Below are 19,513 nucleotides of genomic sequence, written 5' to 3'. Positions count from 1 at the left end.
ATTGTAAAAAAATTCAACATAACTTGGTGTAATGGCCAGAGAATAAATCAATAGGATCACTTGCGACTAAAGCCTAACGCACGTAGGCGTTGCTCTATCGAGGGATGAGTATCAAAAGCACTGCTTAAGGACTTAAGAGGGGTTATATCAGAAGGGTCAAAAAGATAGGAGGCTTGGCGAACCTGTTCATGAGCAGTATTGCCATATTCTGCTGAATAATAGTCAGCATTTTGTTGATGATCGGAACTAATTTTCAATAAAGCCCGAGCTAAGGGCTCATTATCACGCATTAATTCAACACAGCCAGCATCAGCCATGTATTCACGGGTACGGCTTAAAAACAAGGTTAATAACACAGTAATTAAAGGTAAAACGTAGCGTAGAATCATAATCACCATCAGTAACTGATTATTGTCGCGTCGATCATTACCATTGCGTCTAAATAAAACTGAATAAAACAAAATATCGACCACAATAAGCAGTATGTTACTCAAAACGGCCACGGTTAGAGTAAGTTTAATATCGCCATGACGAATGTGGCTTAATTCATGCGCCATAACGGCTTGTAATTCGGCACGATTCAATTTATCAATGAGTCCCCGGGTAATTGCCACCATAGCGGATTTTTCACTGTAACCACTGGCAAAGGCGTTCATGTAATCTGCTTCAATAATAAAAACCTTGGGCACATACTGTAAACCAGCAGCAACCGTCATTTCCTCCACCACATTATATAATTGCTGTTCTTGTACATTTTGCGCAGTCTGCGGGGTCACCTCATGATATTCGGTACCTAAGAGCATAATCCGATCATAGAGCGAGTAAGTGATTAATAAAGAAATCACGGCAAAACCCACCATGAGCAGGGTGGCATAAGGAACCACTCGAAAATGAATCAAGGCATACATACTTTGCTGCATGGTGATACCCGGATACATAGATTGTAAGACCACGATATCCGCAATAAAACCAACAACAAAGTATATACCAACAAATAATCCAATTACCGTACGCGTCTTTCGCTGGTTTTTTCTTATTTGCTCGCGCCAGTCGCCTGCACTGCTATGATAGTCAGCAAGACTCATAGTCTATCTCAAAATTTAACCGTGTAATCTTCTCTAGCCTGAATTTGTTCTTCAGGAAGCCCCCAATAAACAAACTCTTTATTTAATGCAGAAGAAAAGTAATTTACGACCATTGATTCAAAGAAAGACTTTTTCTTCGCATTATAACGCTCAATTGCATCATTATATGCTTGTTTTGCATAGGCTAATTTGTTTTCGGTATTTACAATTTCTTCTTGCAATTGCATCACGTTTTGATTTGCTTTCAAATCGGGATATTGTTCAAAAACTACATTAAGACCTGATGCAATTTGCGAAATTCCATTCTCAGCTGCAATTCGTCCTTGCTCATCACCGGCAGCTTTAGCTGCTTGTGCTTGATTACGTAAGGCAACCACATCTTTCAATGTAGTTTGCTCATAGTCCATATATTTTTTAACGGTATCAATAAGCGATTCAAACACCTTAAATCGACGATCTAATTGGATATCGATTTGCTTTTTGTCGTTATTAATTGTCTCAATTAGCTGAATTAAGGCGTTATAAATGCCAATAGCCCAGAGCACCACAAGAACAATGATGACTAAAAGCGCAAGAAAGAAAGTACCCATTTTGTTATCCTATAAAAAATATCCTACTTAAGTTATAGCTTGAAAATGATAAAAATAACAGGGGAATGTGGCAAAACCCGCTTCAATTAATACGGGCGCACAATCAAGAATGCAGCCCGTATTAGCGCAGCATAATACGGGTTTTGTGTTATTTGGACTTCAGAAGCGGCTTTAAAAATTGTCCTGTATAAGATTGTGGATTTTCGGCAACTTGCTCTGGAGTTCCTGTGGCAACAATAAGCCCTCCTTTACTACCACCTTCTGGACCTAAATCAATAATCCAGTCTGCGGTTTTTATCACATCCAGGTTATGCTCAATAATGACAATCGTATTCCCCTGCTCACGCAAACGGAATAATACGGCAAGCAATTGCCGCGTATCATGAAAATGCAATCCAGTGGTTGGTTCGTCTAAGATGTATAAAGTACTTCCGGTGCCGCGTTTTGATAATTCTCGGGCCAATTTAATTCTTTGCGCCTCTCCTCCAGACAAAGTTGTGGCACTTTGACCTAACTTGATATAGGACAAACCCACATCCATAAGAGTTTGACATTTTCTAGCTAAGACCGGGATGGCAGCGAAAAAAGTACAGGCATCTTCAACCGTCATTTCTAAAACTTCATGAATATTTTTGCCTTTATATTGGATATCCAACGTTTCACGGTTATAACGCTTACCCTGACAAACATCGCAAGCAACATAAATATCCGGTAAAAAGTGCATTTCTACTTTAATAAGTCCATCACCCTGACAAGCCTCACAACGTCCTCCACGGACATTAAAACTAAAACGACCCGGTTGATAACCACGTGCTCTTGCTTCAGGAGTCCCCGCAAATAAATCGCGAACATGGGTAAATAATCCGGTATAAGTGGCAGGGTTTGAACGCGGCGTACGGCCAATTGGGCTTTGATCAATATCAATCACCTTATCACAAAGATGCAGACCTGAAATCTCCTTTACGGCCCCCGGGGTAAATAAACTAGCCCGGTTTAACTGGTTTGCAGCCATCGGATACAAAGTATCGTTAATTAAACTGGACTTTCCAGACCCAGAAACACCAGTAATACAGGTCATTAAGCCCAAGGGAATACTAACACTAACCTGCTTAAGGTTATTACAGCTAACCTCCTTTAAATGAATCATTTTTTCGGGATTAATTGGCAAGCGCTCTTTGGGTACAACTATTGCCTGTTTACCTGACAAATATTGCCCTGTTAGTGATGCAGGGTTTTGCATTACTTCTTCCGGAGTGCCCCGAGCAACAATCTCGCCACCATGAACCCCTGCGCCAGGTCCAATATCCAGCACAAAATCTGCGCTACGAATCGCATCCTCATCATGCTCGACCACAATAACGGTATTACCTTGATTCCGTAAATGCATCAGTGTCTTTAGCAAGCGATCATTATCACGTTGATGCAAACCAATAGATGGCTCATCTAAAATATACATCACCCCCACCAGGCCAGAACCTATTTGGCTTGCAAGGCGGATACGTTGCGCCTCTCCACCAGATAAGGTTTCCGCACTGCGGGTTAAGGATAGATAGTCCAAGCCAACATTAACTAAAAAGCCTAAACGCTCCACAATTTCTTTATTAATTTTGGCGGCAATCTCCCCTTTATAGCCGGTTAGACGTAGATTTTTAAAAAACTCATACGACTTTTCTATGGAATAGGCTGAAATCTCGGGTAAGTTTTTATCATCAATGAATACGTTACGTGCCTCTTCACGCAAGCGTGTGCCCTTACATGTTTGACAGGGGCGTGATGACAAATATTTAGCCAATTCTTCGCGAATCATCCCTGAATCGGATTCCCGATAACGACGTTGCATATTAGGGATGACACCTTCAAATGGATGTTGTCTTACCATATAACCACCACTAGGCCGATGGTAATTAAATTCAATCACTTCACGGCCGCTCCCATATAAAATAATCTCTTGCATCTTATTAGGAAGATCGCAAAAAGCCGTGCCGGTATCAAAACCATAATGCCGAGCCAATGATTCCAGCATTGAGAAATAATAATTGGTCTTTTTATCCCAACCACGAATAGCGCCCTCAGCTAAGCTGGCCGTCGCATCATGAATTACTCGTTCTGGGTCGAAAAACTGATCGACTCCCAAGCCATCGCAAGAAGGGCAAGCGCCTACTGGATTATTGAAGGAGAACAATCGAGGTTCTAACTCACTCAAACTATAGCCGCATTCAGGGCAGGCAAATTTGGATGAGAATACTAAGTCGGTAAATTGATTGTCCATAGAGGCCACAATGGCAAGCCCCTCTGCCAAGTTAAGTGCGTTTTCAAAGGACTCACTTAAGCGTTGCTCAATTTCGGGCCTTACTTTAAACCGGTCAATTACCACTTCAATGGTATGCTTCGTACGTAAACCAAGTTTTGGCGGTGAATCTAACTCATATAATTCCCCATCAATACGCGCCCGCACATAACCCTTCGCTTGCAATTGCTGGAATAGCTGCACTTGCTCCCCTTTACGCTCACGCACTACCGGCGCCAAAATCATCACTTTGGAATCGGCAGGTAAGGTCATTACCTGATCCACCATTTGGCTAACTGTCTGCGCATGCAAACGCACATGATGTGTTGGGCAGCGTGGTTCGCCAACCCGGGCATAAAGCAAGCGCAGATAGTCGTAAATCTCAGTGATTGTCCCCACCGTAGAACGTGGGTTATGCGACGTTGCTTTTTGCTCTATTGAAATAGCTGGAGATAAACCCTCGATGGAATCAACATCAGGTTTCTCCATCATGGACAAAAATTGTCTGGCATAAGCCGATAGAGATTCAACATAACGTCGCTGCCCTTCGGCATATAGCGTATCGAACGCTAAAGAAGATTTACCTGAACCAGATAAACCAGTAATAACAATTAGCTGATCTCGAGGTAAGTCTAAATCAAGATTTTTGAGATTATGGGTTCGTGCACCACGAATACTGATTTTTTGCATAAATTTCGATCGGTTAGTTTAATAATTTTGAGAATAACAATGAATTATGAACTTAATTTAGCAGAGCGTATAGACATTTTTAATTCTGGCGTCCAGATACTGCAAAAGGTCGGGCTTTCCACGCTTGAAGTAGTTTGGGCATCCATGGAGACATCTGCTACAATTAATAAATAACTCGTTAATATAAAAGGATTTTAATGATGAGGGCGCTTGTACTCGGAATAATTCTAATTGTGGCTCCAAATCTTTATGCTAAAGAACCCATGCCCGTAACCGCCTGGACCAAAAAAACCTTACTAAACACCCTAAGTGTAGATTATAAAACAATAGATGAGGAGCACATGGAGTATCGAGCTGGGTTTACCATGAATGCCTGGAATGCACTTAAGGGATTTCTTGGAGGATATGGGCAAACAATCCGTGATAAAGAACTCTCTATTCATCCTGTTTTTCTTATAGAGCCCCAAGTAGTAGACTCTGGTATTGCTGCAGGAGTTCATTTTGCACGTGTTAATACCGAGGTTCTCTTGCCCGAAATTAATGTAAAAGTGGCCTTTTCTGTAATTGTTATTGCCACTAAACCGCCATCAAGCAGCCCTTATCTTATTCAAAGTATCAGTATGGTTAAGGAGGAAAAATGAACTCTAAGCTTCGTTTTAAATTATTCTTCTGGTACTTCTGCCATTTTAAAGTAGCGATGATTGGTTATTTAAAACCAAAGTTAATCAAAATCGATGAGGAAGAAATAGTTATTTGCCTCCCTTTGAGAAGACGTAGCCGTAATCATTTAAACTCCATGTATTTTGGCGCTCTATCTGTCGGCGCTGACTTAGCAGGCGGAATCCATGGTTTTTATCATGCGGAGCTTGCTCAATGTAAAGTCTCTTTAGTTTTTAAGTCCTTCCAAGCACAATTTTTACGCCGCCCTGAATCTGATGTGTATTTTGTCTGCACTGATGGAGCGCAGGTCAAAGCAATGCTAGAAGAAACCCAAAGAACAAAAGAGCGTGTTAATAGACCAATAAGTATAGGTGCCTATACAGATTACCCCGGTTTAACGAATAAGGTAGCTGATTTTACATTAGAATTATCGGTAAAATTACTCTCATAAAAAAATAAGTTCAAAAAACCTACATTCTTAATAATAATTTCAGTATTATGCATTACACTAACGCGGGTTAATAATGTAGGGCATCTGATGATAGAAGAAAAACTACGAGTTATTGAATCATTCAAGAGAAACCAGCTTTCTAAGCATGTAGAGCGTATTTATGCGCAAATCTTTGACGTCCTTAATAGCAAACATGTTAGTCCACAAATACGTCAATACTTTGCTCCAGAACGCATCAATGCGAGCGGTGTTCCTTTTACAGGCTTTGAGCTTGAGCCCGATAACATTACCCAAATAAAAAAGTTAATCAACGCGCTTTATTATGCCCGCCTATCATTTATTGATTTAGAAAATATTAATATTCGCGAGCTACGTAAAGCTAGCCCTAATGCCCAACTTCTTATTAGCAATACCATTGAAACCACCTATGAAGCAAGTTACTTAGCCACACATTTGGATGTGGATCTTAAAGAAATGTTTCGAGAAGAGCTGGACTTTATTCTGCCTCATTTAGCACAGGTGCAGCAACTTGCTGAAAAAAATGCCCAAGCAACAAAAGATGCGATCCAACCTTATCCCCTGGCCAAAACTGTCGGAGAGATAACAGGTAGAACAGTAGATCAATTGCGTCCGCTCGGTGGTGATGTCGACTATAATTTTCTAACCGAATTTAGTGCGCTTTTACCAAGTTATATTAATCAGCTCACTGAAAAGATCGAATCATACTCCTCACAAATTCGTCAAAATGAGCCCAAGCTTAACCAAAAAAAATTAGATGAAATACAAAATGCCGCTCTGCATTTATTAAATGATATAGAAAATTTAAAGGGAAATAAGATTCTTGTTTCGATTAAATTTTTAAATTATATCCATATCCTGCGTAATCTGATTACTCTGGTTATGAGCACCCTAGAGCAGGTGGGAGAGTTGAGTGAGTTCTCCCAAGACGTGGTATGCGGCAAATTATCGCAAATAAAATATGACGTACTTCCTAAACTCTTCGGTCTAGTAGATAAAATTGAAGTCAATTGCATGCTCAATCCGGGGACCCTTTCTACTCCCTTAATGGCTAATGCGCAAAAGTTATATGAGGCGCTGGTTTATCTTCCCAAAAAAGCCATTGATTTTAATGCACGAGGAGAAGAGTTACTGCAAATTGAGGATTCTCGTTTTATTGAATTAAGATTAGAGCTTGCCTATAAGCGTATTGATGCAGCGAATAAAACACTCTATAAAACCAAGCAAGCTCAAGATGCTATTGATGCATTTTTTGATGAGCTGGAGAAGCCAGAGCATAAAAACTTAAGCCTGCATCAATTACCCGCGCAGGTAAGAACCCAACTTACTCGCCACTACAAAATATTTAAGCCTTATGTAGAACGTCTCAATGTGGATCTTAATGACCAAATGAGCGCGGGCCTCCTTGGTCCTCAAGCTTGGTCATCCTATACTACACGCTCAACCTGGTCTTCCTATATATCAAGACCATGGAGTTTTATTACTCGAGCATTAGACCCTGATCACGTTAGCTTTATTCTTCCTAAAAGAGCAGCCTTATCTGCATTAGTTGATAAAAATGAAGTAACGCAATTATTTCATATTAGGCTAAATCGCGATTTGATTGACTCTGTGTACAAAAGTGCACAGCTGGCCTTATATCCTTATAATCGCCAAACTAATGTATATACTCTTGATGAGACCATCCCGCTAGGCATTAAAAAAGACGAAGTCCCTCTAACCATTGAGAAAACTCAACTTCTAACGCTTAGGAAAAACTTTCTGAGTCTCAACACCCTAATTAAACGAACCATTCGCGAAGAGCAAACGCATTTAACCTTAAATCAGCTCGACAATGACAATAAGATTCGCCTACGAAATTTATATGATAAGTTACGTCCTTATTTGCCTTATCTTACGGAACAAAAAGAGAGCTTACAAAATTTTGAACAATATCTTACTGCGATACTAGCTAATAGAATAGTCGATACCAAAGAGACTCCCACCATTGCTGATGTAAGCTCCTTGCTAAAAAGTTGCTCGACCTCGCTTTCGCGAATTCAATCTGAATGGTCTACAACAGATAACGCCTATTATGATTTACAACAAGCCCAATTTTTGGATGAGCAAGCAGCGGCAGCTTTTCTCGATGAAGAAACTAAAAAATTAAAATTCGAAAAAAGAGATAATAGTCCGCATACTTTACTAAAAAATCCTGAACAATTAACTGCTGATCAGACCCTAGAGCTCTGTGAATGGTATCGCAATAAACACAATAAATTCCAGGTTGCACGACAGGCATATAATGATTTCATTAAACTATTGCAGATCCATAGTGCCCAAGAAATGCATTCTGGTGCCCAAGGCCCCTTACGTCCTTATGATAGCTCGACCCCCAGTATCTACAATATTGATGAGAGCAATCCGCAGAATACGCAAACCAACATATTAATTGCAGCCCCTGAGCAATTAGCAGCTGCGCAAGCCATTGAACTTTATGCTTTATATCACAATAAATACAACAAGTTCCAAGCAGCCCGACAAGCCTATGTGGAATTTAACAAGATATTGCAAGAACATAATCTGCATGAAAATATTTTTGACCTAAGCCGATTGCCTGCACCACTCAAAGAACAATGTCGTAATTTATATGCAGTGTTTCAACCTTATTTTGTAACTTCATCACAAAGAACTAACGAGATGCTTAATTTAGATCGGGTTCTAGTTGATTTATTATCGAATAATCCCGTTGTAGCAACCGACTTACCCGTTGTTACTTTATTCAAAGATGCAGAAAAACATTTTACCCTCGTTGAAAAAAACTGGCGGCAAAAGAAGCAACTATTTATGCGTTTGGCGCAGGAAAAATCCCCGACAGAGGCGGCATTCCTAGAACTCCTGCGAGCCAATAAAATAAAAGGCACGGTACAAAATATTGAGGCACTAAACGATCAAGTTAAAACCCAATGCCGCAATTTATATAATGTTTTTCAAGCTTATTTTGTTTGTGCAGCCCCTGTGGCACGCCGCGAAGACATTCTCAAGCTTGATAGATTCTTGGCTGCTGCATTATCAAAGAAAAAAATTGACGAAAAAATACTTCCCGTGGTGGATTTGTTCGAAGTACTAGACGAGCATTTTGAGAATTATTTTGCTAATGTGAGCATGGATTGGCACCATAAAAATCAACAATACATTCGGACTGCTCAAGAAAAACTTTTTGAGGAAAATGAAGCTGCCTCGCTGAGCTTAAACCTGAAGCAAGGAGAAAGAGCCTATCGTCTTCTTAAAGACACCAATATTTCAAAAGGCATCGCTGAGTTCAGAACAGCCTTATATGGCATTCGAGCGCTCTTTAATGAGGCCATGCGCGCCCAATTAGTACCCCAAACCCAAGGTGTTCCTTATCCCGAAATGGAAGATCCTTACAAGCAACTCGCTCAGAGTATGCAAGTGCGCGCGATAAAAGATATCTATAATTGTCTGTTCCACATCGAGGGAATTGCACATGAGTTAGAAAATTTAAATGATTATAATCTTCATGGTCCATACACATCGCTGGGTGAGGCAAGTATGGCCAAGCTATGGAAATGGAATTATGTAAGCACCCTGCTACAGGCTTATGGACATATCAACGAGATCATTAAGCTCAGCGAACGACTGGCTTCAGATCCACACTATAGTTTTATCACCCGCGAATTAGTCAGCAAAGCGCAAAATCTTTATGCAATAATTCAAGGGCAATCTTTTGCATATCAAACCGCGCCAGAACAAATTCCGGTACCTGGAACAGTACAACAAAATTCAATATGGTTTGCACTTAATGCATTTTATATTGGTCCAAATCATATTCGATCATTAAAGAATAAGAATTATCAATCGACCGAAGAATTGAATACACTCTACAAGAATGCAAAACACGCGACACTCACTATAGAGGCGATGATTAAAAACTCGCACTCTTATTTTAAACTCTTCCTGCAGTCGCCGCAGATGTTATTGCTTTACCGAGAGTTGATGCAAAAACTCAACGAATTTACCACTACCGCGCATGATGCGACACTCAACAATATAGATAAGATTAGACCGGGCATATTTACCCCCATGCTGCTTGAAGCTGATCATTGGGAGACTAAACTGGGATTAGCTCCTGGTAGTCTCTCCGAACCATTAAGACGCATTACTAATGAATTTTATAAGGGCTTCTTAGAGACTCTTGATTTACCTTCGGAGAAGCATGTTGCATTAATTTGTGATGAAAAACCATTGCAAGAGCGTATCAGCATTCTTGATAATAAAATTGCCAAGACGCAGAAAAACATTGAACGAGTGAAAGAAGAATATGCTGGCCTGAAAACCTTATACCAATATGTTCAAGAGTATAAGCGGTATGCACATCCTGATCTTCTATCAAAGATGCAGCCTCTTAGCATACATCCTTACACCTTTGAGGAATGTGTTCATAGGCTGCAAGAGCAATATAAAAAAACATTGCCTATCTTGGCTCAGTTTCGCGATGCCAAGAAGGTCAACATTGATAAAAGTACTTATGACGATGCACATCTGTTAGATCAAGTATGTAGTGAAAAACTTAATGCATATGACCCTCAATTTAGCGAAATTGAAGGCTGGATTACCGCCAGTTATCATTACGTTCTTGGCCTGGTATCTACCTATGAGATGCGACTGCATACCGCTACAGAGCAACTGGCACATCTTAAAGAAATCGAGAGTGCACAATCTCAAGAAAATCTCGACTTTATCCATGACTATACAACCAGAACCTTTGACAGGCACTTGAAAAAGCTTTGTAACCGTCATATTGGTTTGCAATATACCGATCAGGAATATCGCAAAGAATTACGTAAAGAGTTGCTCACCTTTAAAGCGCAAATCATTGCGCAGGCAAAAACAGTTAAAGATATTAGTCTAAGTTTAGAAACTCAGTTGCAAGAAAAAATCGCCGAGTTTGAATGGAAACATTATGAGGAGTATGCGCAACTAGACCGTGTACTTGTGGTTTTAGCTCAAATAAAAGGATATTTAAGCGATGCAACTAAGAAGAAGAATGAGCAAAAAGTTAACTCCGTACATAAACCCGAATCTAAGCTTAAAGATCCATTAACGGAAAAGTCTGAATTAATTAACGACTTATATGGGATAGCAACTAACGCTCGAGACGAAGATGAGTTACTCACGCAAGACCATGAATATGAAGCAGATGACGTTGAGGAAGAGCATGGCCTCAGGCCTCACAATGCTGCACTGCAAATATCCATGCCTGCTGAGCCCTTATCAATTAAAGAACGCTTTGAAGAGATAAAAAAGCGCGTGAAACAACCTCGCTTTGAAAGTGTTCTTCTCGCCCCCAACCGGCATATGGATACATTCAGTTTTGCTTATTTGAAAGCTTGCTTTTTATCCTTATTAGAGGCGTTAAATCTTTATACTTCTACTAGAAAACGCTTTTTAGAGAATATGAATGAGGCGGTAGATAAGCCGCAAAAACTGGATGCTGCACTCATCGTAAGATTTGGATTATTTGTTCAATTACCTAAGGCCTCTGTGAGTGAAACACTGTTGGATGAGCCTGCGGTGGATCCAGCTATTGCGATGTTGAAATGATTTACGAGAAAATAAAATACTTCTCAATTAATGGATTGCCATTGCGAGCGAAGTAAACGTTCATGAGATATGTTAATTTTGTCAGTGCGAGCCATAGCGAAGCAACCCAGAACGATACTTCTTTAAAACTCAGTACTGGGTTGCTTCACTTTGTTCGCCATGACGGCAATTTTTTTATTTAATAAGTTAAATACAAAGCAATGGCATCCTAATTTACATGAAATTTAGATATGCTTAAGGCTAATCGAACGCAGCTAACCCAAGGATTCCTCGTTCTCCAAATGCTCTGCTCTAGCCTTTTCCACGTGTTCCTCAGCTAAAAACAGGTACATTGACGGAACCACAAAAAGAGTAAACAAAGTTCCAATTGAAATACCGGTCGCAATCACCAAACCAATATTATAACGACTTTGAGCCCCAGCTCCTGTTGCAATAATTAGCGGAATAACCCCCAACACCATCGCCGCGGTAGTCATCAAAATGGGGCGTAAACGAATTGCGGCCGCAGCGCGAATTGCGTCGAGCTTCTTTTCTCCTTTTTCTTGTAACTCATTAGCAAACTGCACAATTAAAATACCATGTTTACTAATTAAGCCAATAAGAGTCACCAAGCCTACTTCACTATAAATATTCAAGGTTGCGCCACCTATGCCAAGACTTACGAAAATCATAGCCCCGCAAATCGACATAGGCACACTAATTAATACGATTAGCGGATCGCGGAAGCTTTCAAATAAAGCCGATAAGGCTAAGAAAATAATGATTAGCGCGAAGAAGAAGGTAACTATTAAGGTTGACCCCTCTTTTATATACTGTCGTGACTGAGATGCGTAATCAATAGAATAACCTTGGGGTAAAGTCTCATTTGCAAACTGCGCTAAAGTACTTAAAGCTTTCTCGGTTGAAACACCAGGAAAAGCAACTGCTGAAATTGTTACCGAATTAAGCTGTTGAAAGTGATTCAATGCTTCAGGAACAACTTGCCGCTGCAAGCTGGCTACGGTCGAAAGAGGTATCGATTCTCCAGTAGATGTCCTAATGTAGTAATTTAATATTTGCTCCGGGTTTAAACGAGTTTCCCGTGTCACTTGAGGAATGACCTGATAAGAACGTCCCGAAAAATTAAAATAATTGATATACCCTTCGCTAAGAGCAGAACCAAATAAATTACCAATATCCTGCATTGTCAAGCCAAATTGAGAGATCCTATCGCGATCCAAATTGATTCGTGTTTGCAATTGGTCGATTTTAAGATCGGGATCGATATAAGCAAACAATCCAGACGTACGTGCCTTTTCTAATATGGGTTGCACTACTTCATTTAAATTTTCAAAGGGCTCAGTGGTGGTGATGACAAATTGAATTGGTAATCCGCTTCCACCCCCTGGCAATGAGGGAAGCTGAAATGCTGCTATTTTTGCCCCGGCAATTTTATCCAACTCCTGTTGAACCAAAGGTTGCAGCTGATTTGAGGTACGTCTACGTTCATCCCAGGGTTTTAACACCATACCAATAATGGACGTATTTAACCCAGTCCCCCCGTCTACCTGGAAAATATGATCCGTTTCAGGATATTTTCTATAGATTTCACTGACGGCATTAGCATAAAGTTGCGTTTGAGCTAATGAAGCGTTTGATGCTGCGGTTACTTGCGAAATGATAACCCCCTGATCCTCTTGCGGTGCTAATTCTGAAGCTGAGGTGGTAAACAAAAAGAAGTTACTGGCTAAAATAATCGCGGCAAAAACGAGTACTACTGGCAAATTACGCAAAGTTCTTACCAAAACGCGCGAATAGCCTTTTTCTAGTTTATTAAAAAAATGATCTACCCGGGACATAAAACGTCCCTTAGTTGTCCCCTCACCTACTTTCAAGAACTTAGAACACATCATGGGAGATAAGGTTAAGGCCACAACGGCAGAAATAGTTACCGCACCCGCTAAGGTAAAAGCAAATTCCGTAAACAACGCCCCGGTTAGTCCTCCCATAAACCCAATAGGCGCATACACAGCAATCAGAACCACTGTAATGGCAATAATCGGATTGGCTAACTCACTCGCTCCAAGTAATGCGGCTTTAATTCGGGTTCGCCCTTCTTCAATATGGCGCTGTACGTTTTCTACAACAATAATCGCATCATCCACTACCAGCCCAATCCCTAATACTAAAGCTAATAGGGTTAGTAAATTAATGGAATAGCCTAAAATTAGCATAATCCAAAAAGTACCAATAATTGATAAAGGAATGGCAATTAATGGAATAATAACGGAGCGAATGGAACCCAGGAAAATAAAAATAACTGCGGTTACAATCATAAATGCTTCGAGTAAAGAAAGGATTACTTCATGAATGGACGAATCAACGAACAAACTTGCATCATAAACAATATTGGCCTTTAGACCTTGAGGTAATTGCGCCTGAATGTTGGGAAACACTTTCCTGATGTCATTAATTACAGTAAGCAAATTCGCCGAAGGCGCAACAACAATCCCGATATAAACAGCCCTTCGCCCATCAAAACTCACCGAAGAATTATAATTTTGAGCACCCAGATCAACATCAGCGACATCAGACAAACGAATAATGGCACCGTTTTGTGCCTTAATAATCATTTTTTTAAATTGCTCAACATCGTTCAGATCAGTAGAGGTGGTCAGATTTTGAATAAACATCTGCCCATCCGTACGACCCACAGCAGAAATAAAATCGTTATTAGCCAATGCGGCACCAATATCCGCCGCCGAAAGCCCGAAGCCCGCTAATTTGACCGGATCAAGCCAAGCACGCAGGGCAAAGGTTTGACTTCCAAGAATTTGGGCATTCTGAACACCATTAACTGCCTGCAACTTAGGTTGAACTACGCGAATGATGTAATCAGTAACTTTATTAATGGGCAATTCATCGCTATAAAAACCAATATACATTGAATCAATCGTTTGCCCAACGGATACCGTAATTACCGGCAATTGTGAATTTTTCGGTAACTGGTTAAGCACCGCATTTACTTTGGTAGTAATATCCGATAATGCTTTTAAGGGATCATAATTGAGTAGGAGGTTAACGGTGATCGTACTGGTGCCCGGCGTACTGGTAGAGGTCATATAATCAATACCATTGGCCTGCGCAATTGAGTTTTCTAATGGGGTAGTGATAAAACCGGCAATTACATCCGGGTTGGCCCCGGTATAGGTCGTCGTTACTGTAACAATAGCATTCTCTGTAAATGGATATTGCATTACAGGTAATGAGCCCATGGAGCGCAATCCCATTGCCAAAATCATTAAGCTAATCACTGTAGCCAGTACAGGCCGCTTAATAAAAATATCGGTAAATGCCATAAATACAATCCTTAGCGTCTATTGGTAACCTGAGGGTTCGCCTCATTACTGGGTTGAATGGAGTTATTCACCGCAATTCGACTGCCATTTTTAAGCTTTAATTGCCCACTGGTTACGACGGTTTCGCCCTCGTTAATTCCCTTCAAAACGGCAACCTGGTCACCTCGTGTATCGCCTAAAGTAACAAATACCTGTTGTACCGTAAGCATGGGTCGATTTTTATCATCTTTTTTACCACTGTCTTTTACGACATAAACAATATCCCCGTAAGGATTAAAACTGATTGCAGACTGAGGTAGAGTAATGTAACTGCGCTTGGCATTAACTTCCACGGCGGTATGCACAAACATGCCCGGCTTTAATAAGGAGCGTGGGTTTAATAATGTAGCCTCGACTTGAACATTACGCGTATTGACATCGACTTGGGGCTGAATCGTAGTAATTTTTCCTTTAAATGTTTGCTCAGGGAAGGTATCAACCGTTACAGAAACCGGTTGTCCTATTTGTAAATCTGCCAAGGATTGCTGGGGTAAGAAAAAGTCCGCATAAATTATATTTAGGTCCTGCAAAGCAGTGACGGTATCCCCCACGTTAAGATATTGACCAGGATTGACGTTATTGATTCCCAATCGTCCTGAAAATGGGGCGCGCACCGTCTTTTTTTCTACGATGGCAGCTTGTTGTTCTACCTGTGCTTGCAAGTTTTTAAGATTCCACCAATCAGTATCGACTACTTGTTTGCTTACTGCGTGCACCTTAAATTGTGCCTTATCCCGTTCGTAGGTGATTTTGGCTAACTCTACCTGAGCCTGTAATGAATGCAATTGCCCTAATTCGGCATCCGCATTTAGTTGTACTAAAACAGTACCTTTTTCAACTTGAGCACCAGGAGTAAATGATATTGTTTGCACCATGCCTGCCAATTCGGTAGTAACATTCACTCCGACACGAGCACGTAAACTACCAACCGCTTTCATTGTAGGCTGCCATAAAGACTTTTCTACTTTCATGGTAGATACCGTGATTACCGGATTATCCATGCTCGCAAAATATCGTTTCATCATGAATCCTGAAAATGCTTTCCAGCCAAAGATTAAGCCAAAAAGTATCCCCACGGATACCAACATAATTATCATTTGCTTTTTCAAGAAATTCTCTCTTAATTGTATCTAAATCTTAAACGCCATCCTCGTGACCGTGAAGGTAAGGCTCTGCCTCTTTCAGGATGATGTCTCCTACACTTACAAACATTCTTTTACACACCATGGCTTATGCCACCAGCCACCACCTAAGGCTTGGAATAAAGCGGCTGTATCGTTATAACGTAAGGTTTGCGCCTGAATACGACTTAGCAATGTTTGCTGATATTGCTGTTGTGCATTTAATAAATTAATGTAGTTAACCCCACCAAGGCGAAATTGTTGTATGGTCAACTCTAATGCTGCCCGTGCCGCATCTTCAGCGCGAATATCTGCTTGTAATGTTCGGGCATCCGTTTCTAAGGCGCTTAAAACATCAGCCACATTTTGAAATGCTTGCAAAACAGTTTGTTGGTACTGAGCTTTTGCCTGCTCATAAGCAGCAATAGCGGCACGACGTTGAGCAAATAAAGCCCCTCCACGAAATAGTGGTTGCGCCACAGCAGCCCCAATCAACCATACATTATTTGGCCCAGTAAATAGCTTCGACCAAGAGGTATTAAGCCACCCGTCATTCCCTGTTAAGTTAACCTGTGGGAAAAGATTAGCAGTAGCAACGCCGACTTGTGCGCAAGCAGAATGCAATAATGCCTCTGATGCACGCACATCAGGACGTTGGCGCACCAACATTGAAGGAATGCTTAACGGTAATTCGGTAGGCAGTTTTAATCGATCTAAATCAAGCTTAGGTAATGCCCCCTCTGGAAACTCGCCAACTAATACAGAAAGTGAATGCTTGGCTAAAGATAAGCTTTTTTCTAATGGCGGTAAGGTTGCTTTGGACTGTTCTAATAAAGTTTGCTGGGTCAATATATTTGCGCGTGAAACCGCCCCCAGATTAAATTGCTGGTTTAAGATATTTAACAAATTTTGCTCAATCTTAATTAACTTTCTAGTTGCATCAATTTGCGCTTGATATGATGCGATATTTACGGCAGTGGTTACAATATTGGAAGCCAAGGTTAGGTGTGCGGCAATTTCTTCAAATTGTTGATAGTCTACCTGGGCACGCAAGGATTCGAGCTCTCGTCGTGATCCACCGAATACATCAAGCGCATAAGAAACATTAAAGGCTGCACTATAAATTGAGAACGTCGGACTTTGACCCGGTGTACCAATTTGCGCCGTTGCATAACGTTGGCGCTGGACACCAAAAGAGCCATTAATTGCCGGAAGTAACAAATTACCAACTTGTGCCCGCCAATTTTCTCGCGCTTGGCGCAATGCGGCTGAGGCTGAGGCCAAGGTAGGACTATTGTCTAAACCCGCCTTTACTAATTGGTTAATTTCCGGGGACTGATAAAGCTCCCACCATAACAAGGGAATATCTTTATTCTTAAGAAAGGCTTGGGCCTCTCCCCCAGTCCCGGAGGTTTTTACGGTCTTGGCAGGCAATGGCGATTCAGTATATTGCTTAACTGGTGGTAATGGTGGTGAGCGAAAATTAGGCCCAACCATACAACCAGCCTGCAAAACAGAAAGTGAAAATATCCCAATAAATACACCTGGGCGAGCTTTAAAACCAAGCACTGGCGACAATCCTTTGCAACTTATAAATTTATGACTGTTAATTTATCATGAATTTATAAGAAAATGCATTGAAAAATATAAGAATAACCAAACAAAGATAGAAAATAGATTCCCCTATCCTTACCTGTAGGGATAATAATTGCATTAGCGATAAATTACCTATATTATAAAAGCCCAATTAATGACCACATTGAGCCATAAGAAGCCGCTGGTTGCTATTAAGCGTTTTTGATGAGAATTATTACGGTATTAGATAGTTATCCTCCTGATTTAAATGGAGGAGCTTATTTCACCCATCGTCTAGCATCTTTGTTACAAAAAAGAGGCCATGAGGTTTTAGTCATTTGCCCTTCCAAAACGGGAAAGCAAACTTACCAGGAATATGATGGCGTGCGTTTGTTTGGCGTGCGCTCCTGGCCGATATTTCTTTATAAAAACTTTCGCGTATGTTTACCTTTTTTTATTAAAAGAGGAATGCTTAACGCCATTAAGGATTTTAAACCTGATCTTCTCCATATTCAGGGGAAATTTATTCTGGGTGGGATTTGTTATCGCGCGGGAAAGAAAATGGGCTTGCCGATGATGGCGACAAACCATTTTATGCCTGAAAATTTTTTTCACTATACCAAACTACCCAAGCGTTTCGAGCCCTGGTTTAATCGTACCTGCTGGCGTATTATCGTTGATATGTTATCCCATGTAGATACCGTAACCACTCCGACGCAAACCGCAGCGCAATTACTAAAGAAAGCGGGCTTAAAAAAAGAAGTGCATGCTATTTCTTGTGGTGTTGACTTACAAAAATTTAGACCCGGACAGGATGCACAACAAATTCGCCAACGTTTTGCCATACCTGAAAAACCCATTCTGCTTTACACCGGACGCCTGGATCAAGAAAAAAACTTACCCGTGGTTTTGCATGCTTTTCAGGCTGCTCGCCAACAAGTTGACGCTCACTTCGTACTAACCGGCCACGGAGCAGAACGTCACCGTCTGGAACATCTAGCACACACCTTGGGGCTTAGGGAGCATATCACCTTTACCGGTTATTTAGCTGATGAGGACTATCCTAAAATTCACGGTTTAGCCCAATGTTTCGTAAACGCCTGTCCTGTTGAATTACAAAGCATTGTGGCCTTAGAGGCAATTGCCTCAGGATTACCCTTGCTGGCAGTTAATGCCATGGCGCTTCCAGAATTAGTAACTCCCGGGGTAAATGGCTATTTATTTGCAGAAAATGATGTACGAGCGCTTACACGCTATTTGGTGGAACTACTCGCTGATGTGGAAAAAAGCCGTCAAATGGGCCGAGCTAGTAGAAAACTAGCAGAACAACATGACATTCAACAAACGATAGAGCGCTATGAAACACTTTATCAGGAGATAATAAATGAAAACCGTATGGTTAAATTATAAAGAACTCTGTCAAGACTCCCATTACCTCTGGACGACCTTACTCGGTATTTCCTTACTGCTGTTTAGCTTTATTGCCGCTAACCAAGCTGGGCTCTATGCTTCCCAAGTGGCAGGCCAACAAGTAGAAGATCTGATCCTGCAACATTTACCCATGTATAATGTTACTTTTCTCCATGTTTATGCTGCCCTATTATTCTGGCTCGGATTTACCACCTACATTATCTTAAATCCGGGAAAAATACCCTTTGTCACAAAGTCTGCCGCCTTGTTCATTCTAGTACGTAGTGTCTTTATCTGTCTTACTCATTTAGGAGCTCCAACAAATGAATTAGCGATTCCCGCAAATCTTGCTTCATTTTTCCTCTTCGATGGAGATCTCTTTTTTTCAGGTCATGTGGGCGGCCCTTTTTTGTTGATGCTACTTTTTTGGGATCATAAGAAAATTCGTTATTTGTGTTTTTTTTCCAGTATCTTTTTTGCTTGTATTGTGCTTATTGGCCATATCCATTACAGCATTGATGTTTTTGCTGCTCCCTTTATTACCTATGGGGTTTATGCGCTGTCCTGCGTATTCTTTGCCAAAGACCAACTTTTTTTTACACAACAAGTGCCTCCAGCCAAGGCTAATTTTTTAAGGAATTAAAC

The 19,513-nt window shown here is 40.8% G+C and carries 11 protein-coding genes; 5 read left to right on the top strand and 6 right to left on the bottom strand.

The window, feature by feature from the left end; genetic code table 11:
• Window positions 1-56: 56 nt before the first annotated feature.
• The 3 genes from htpX to uvrA form a co-directional block, all read right to left on the bottom strand.
• Window positions 57-1,085, bottom strand: coding sequence for a zinc metalloprotease HtpX (gene htpX / locus BN3124_RS01400; protein WP_058533075.1), 1,029 nt, complete (start codon window positions 1,083-1,085; stop codon window positions 57-59).
• A gap of 8 nt (window positions 1,086-1,093) precedes the next feature.
• The gene (locus BN3124_RS01395) at window positions 1,094-1,675 is read right to left on the bottom strand and encodes a LemA family protein (protein WP_058533074.1); all 582 of its coding nucleotides are present in this window, start codon (window positions 1,673-1,675) and stop codon (window positions 1,094-1,096) included.
• A gap of 148 nt (window positions 1,676-1,823) precedes the next feature.
• Window positions 1,824-4,652 carry an excinuclease ABC subunit UvrA gene (gene uvrA, locus BN3124_RS01390; protein ID WP_058533073.1) on the bottom strand — a complete coding sequence of 943 codons (2,829 nt, stop codon included), beginning with the start codon at window positions 4,650-4,652 and terminating at the stop codon, window positions 1,824-1,826.
• Between the two features lie 197 nt (window positions 4,653-4,849).
• Here uvrA and BN3124_RS01385 point away from each other — a divergent pair, with 197 nt between their 5' ends.
• The 3 genes from BN3124_RS01385 (at window position 4,850) to BN3124_RS01375 (ending at window position 11,385) form a co-directional block, all read left to right on the top strand.
• Window positions 4,850-5,293: a hypothetical protein gene (locus BN3124_RS01385; RefSeq protein ID WP_149865173.1), complete on the top strand. Its 444-nt coding sequence runs from the start codon at window positions 4,850-4,852 to the stop codon at window positions 5,291-5,293.
• The gene (locus BN3124_RS01380; protein ID WP_058533071.1) at window positions 5,290-5,763 is read left to right on the top strand and encodes a PaaI family thioesterase; all 474 of its coding nucleotides are present in this window, start codon (window positions 5,290-5,292) and stop codon (window positions 5,761-5,763) included. The genes BN3124_RS01385 and BN3124_RS01380 overlap by 4 nt, the downstream gene beginning before the upstream one ends.
• Before the next feature lie 87 nt (window positions 5,764-5,850).
• A complete protein-coding gene (locus BN3124_RS01375) occupies window positions 5,851-11,385 on the top strand; it encodes a hypothetical protein (RefSeq protein WP_058533070.1) in 5,535 nt (1,844 codons plus the stop codon).
• 254 nt (window positions 11,386-11,639) lie between these two features.
• Here BN3124_RS01375 and BN3124_RS01370 read toward each other — a convergent pair whose 3' ends face one another.
• From BN3124_RS01370 to BN3124_RS01360, 3 genes are all read right to left on the bottom strand, one after another.
• On the bottom strand, window positions 11,640-14,723 hold the full coding sequence (locus BN3124_RS01370; protein ID WP_058533069.1) for an efflux RND transporter permease subunit: 3,084 nt from the start codon (window positions 14,721-14,723) through the stop codon (window positions 11,640-11,642).
• Window positions 14,724-14,734: 11 nt separating this feature from the next.
• Window positions 14,735-15,871 carry an efflux RND transporter periplasmic adaptor subunit gene (locus BN3124_RS01365; protein WP_230849034.1) on the bottom strand — a complete coding sequence of 379 codons (1,137 nt, stop codon included), beginning with the start codon at window positions 15,869-15,871 and terminating at the stop codon, window positions 14,735-14,737.
• A 93-nt stretch (window positions 15,872-15,964) separates the two neighbouring features.
• Window positions 15,965-17,452 (bottom strand): efflux transporter outer membrane subunit, encoded by a 1,488-nt coding sequence (locus BN3124_RS01360; RefSeq protein WP_058533068.1) that lies wholly within the window; start codon window positions 17,450-17,452, stop codon window positions 15,965-15,967.
• 231 nt (window positions 17,453-17,683) lie between these two features.
• Here BN3124_RS01360 and BN3124_RS01355 point away from each other — a divergent pair, with 231 nt between their 5' ends.
• Entirely contained in the window at window positions 17,684-18,868 is a 1,185-nt protein-coding gene (locus BN3124_RS01355) for a glycosyltransferase family 4 protein (protein WP_058533067.1), read from the top strand.
• Window positions 18,843-19,511, top strand: a complete 669-nt coding sequence (locus BN3124_RS01350) for a phosphatase PAP2-related protein (protein WP_058533066.1) — start codon at window positions 18,843-18,845, stop codon at window positions 19,509-19,511. The genes BN3124_RS01355 and BN3124_RS01350 overlap by 26 nt, the downstream gene beginning before the upstream one ends.
• Window positions 19,512-19,513 lie beyond the last annotated feature (2 nt).

It is taken from the genome of Legionella saoudiensis (assembly GCF_001465875.1).
Lineage (GTDB): Bacteria > Pseudomonadota > Gammaproteobacteria > Legionellales > Legionellaceae > Legionella > Legionella saoudiensis.
Note: the sequence above shows the minus strand (reverse complement) of the source record. Positions and strands in the feature narration are given on the sequence as shown.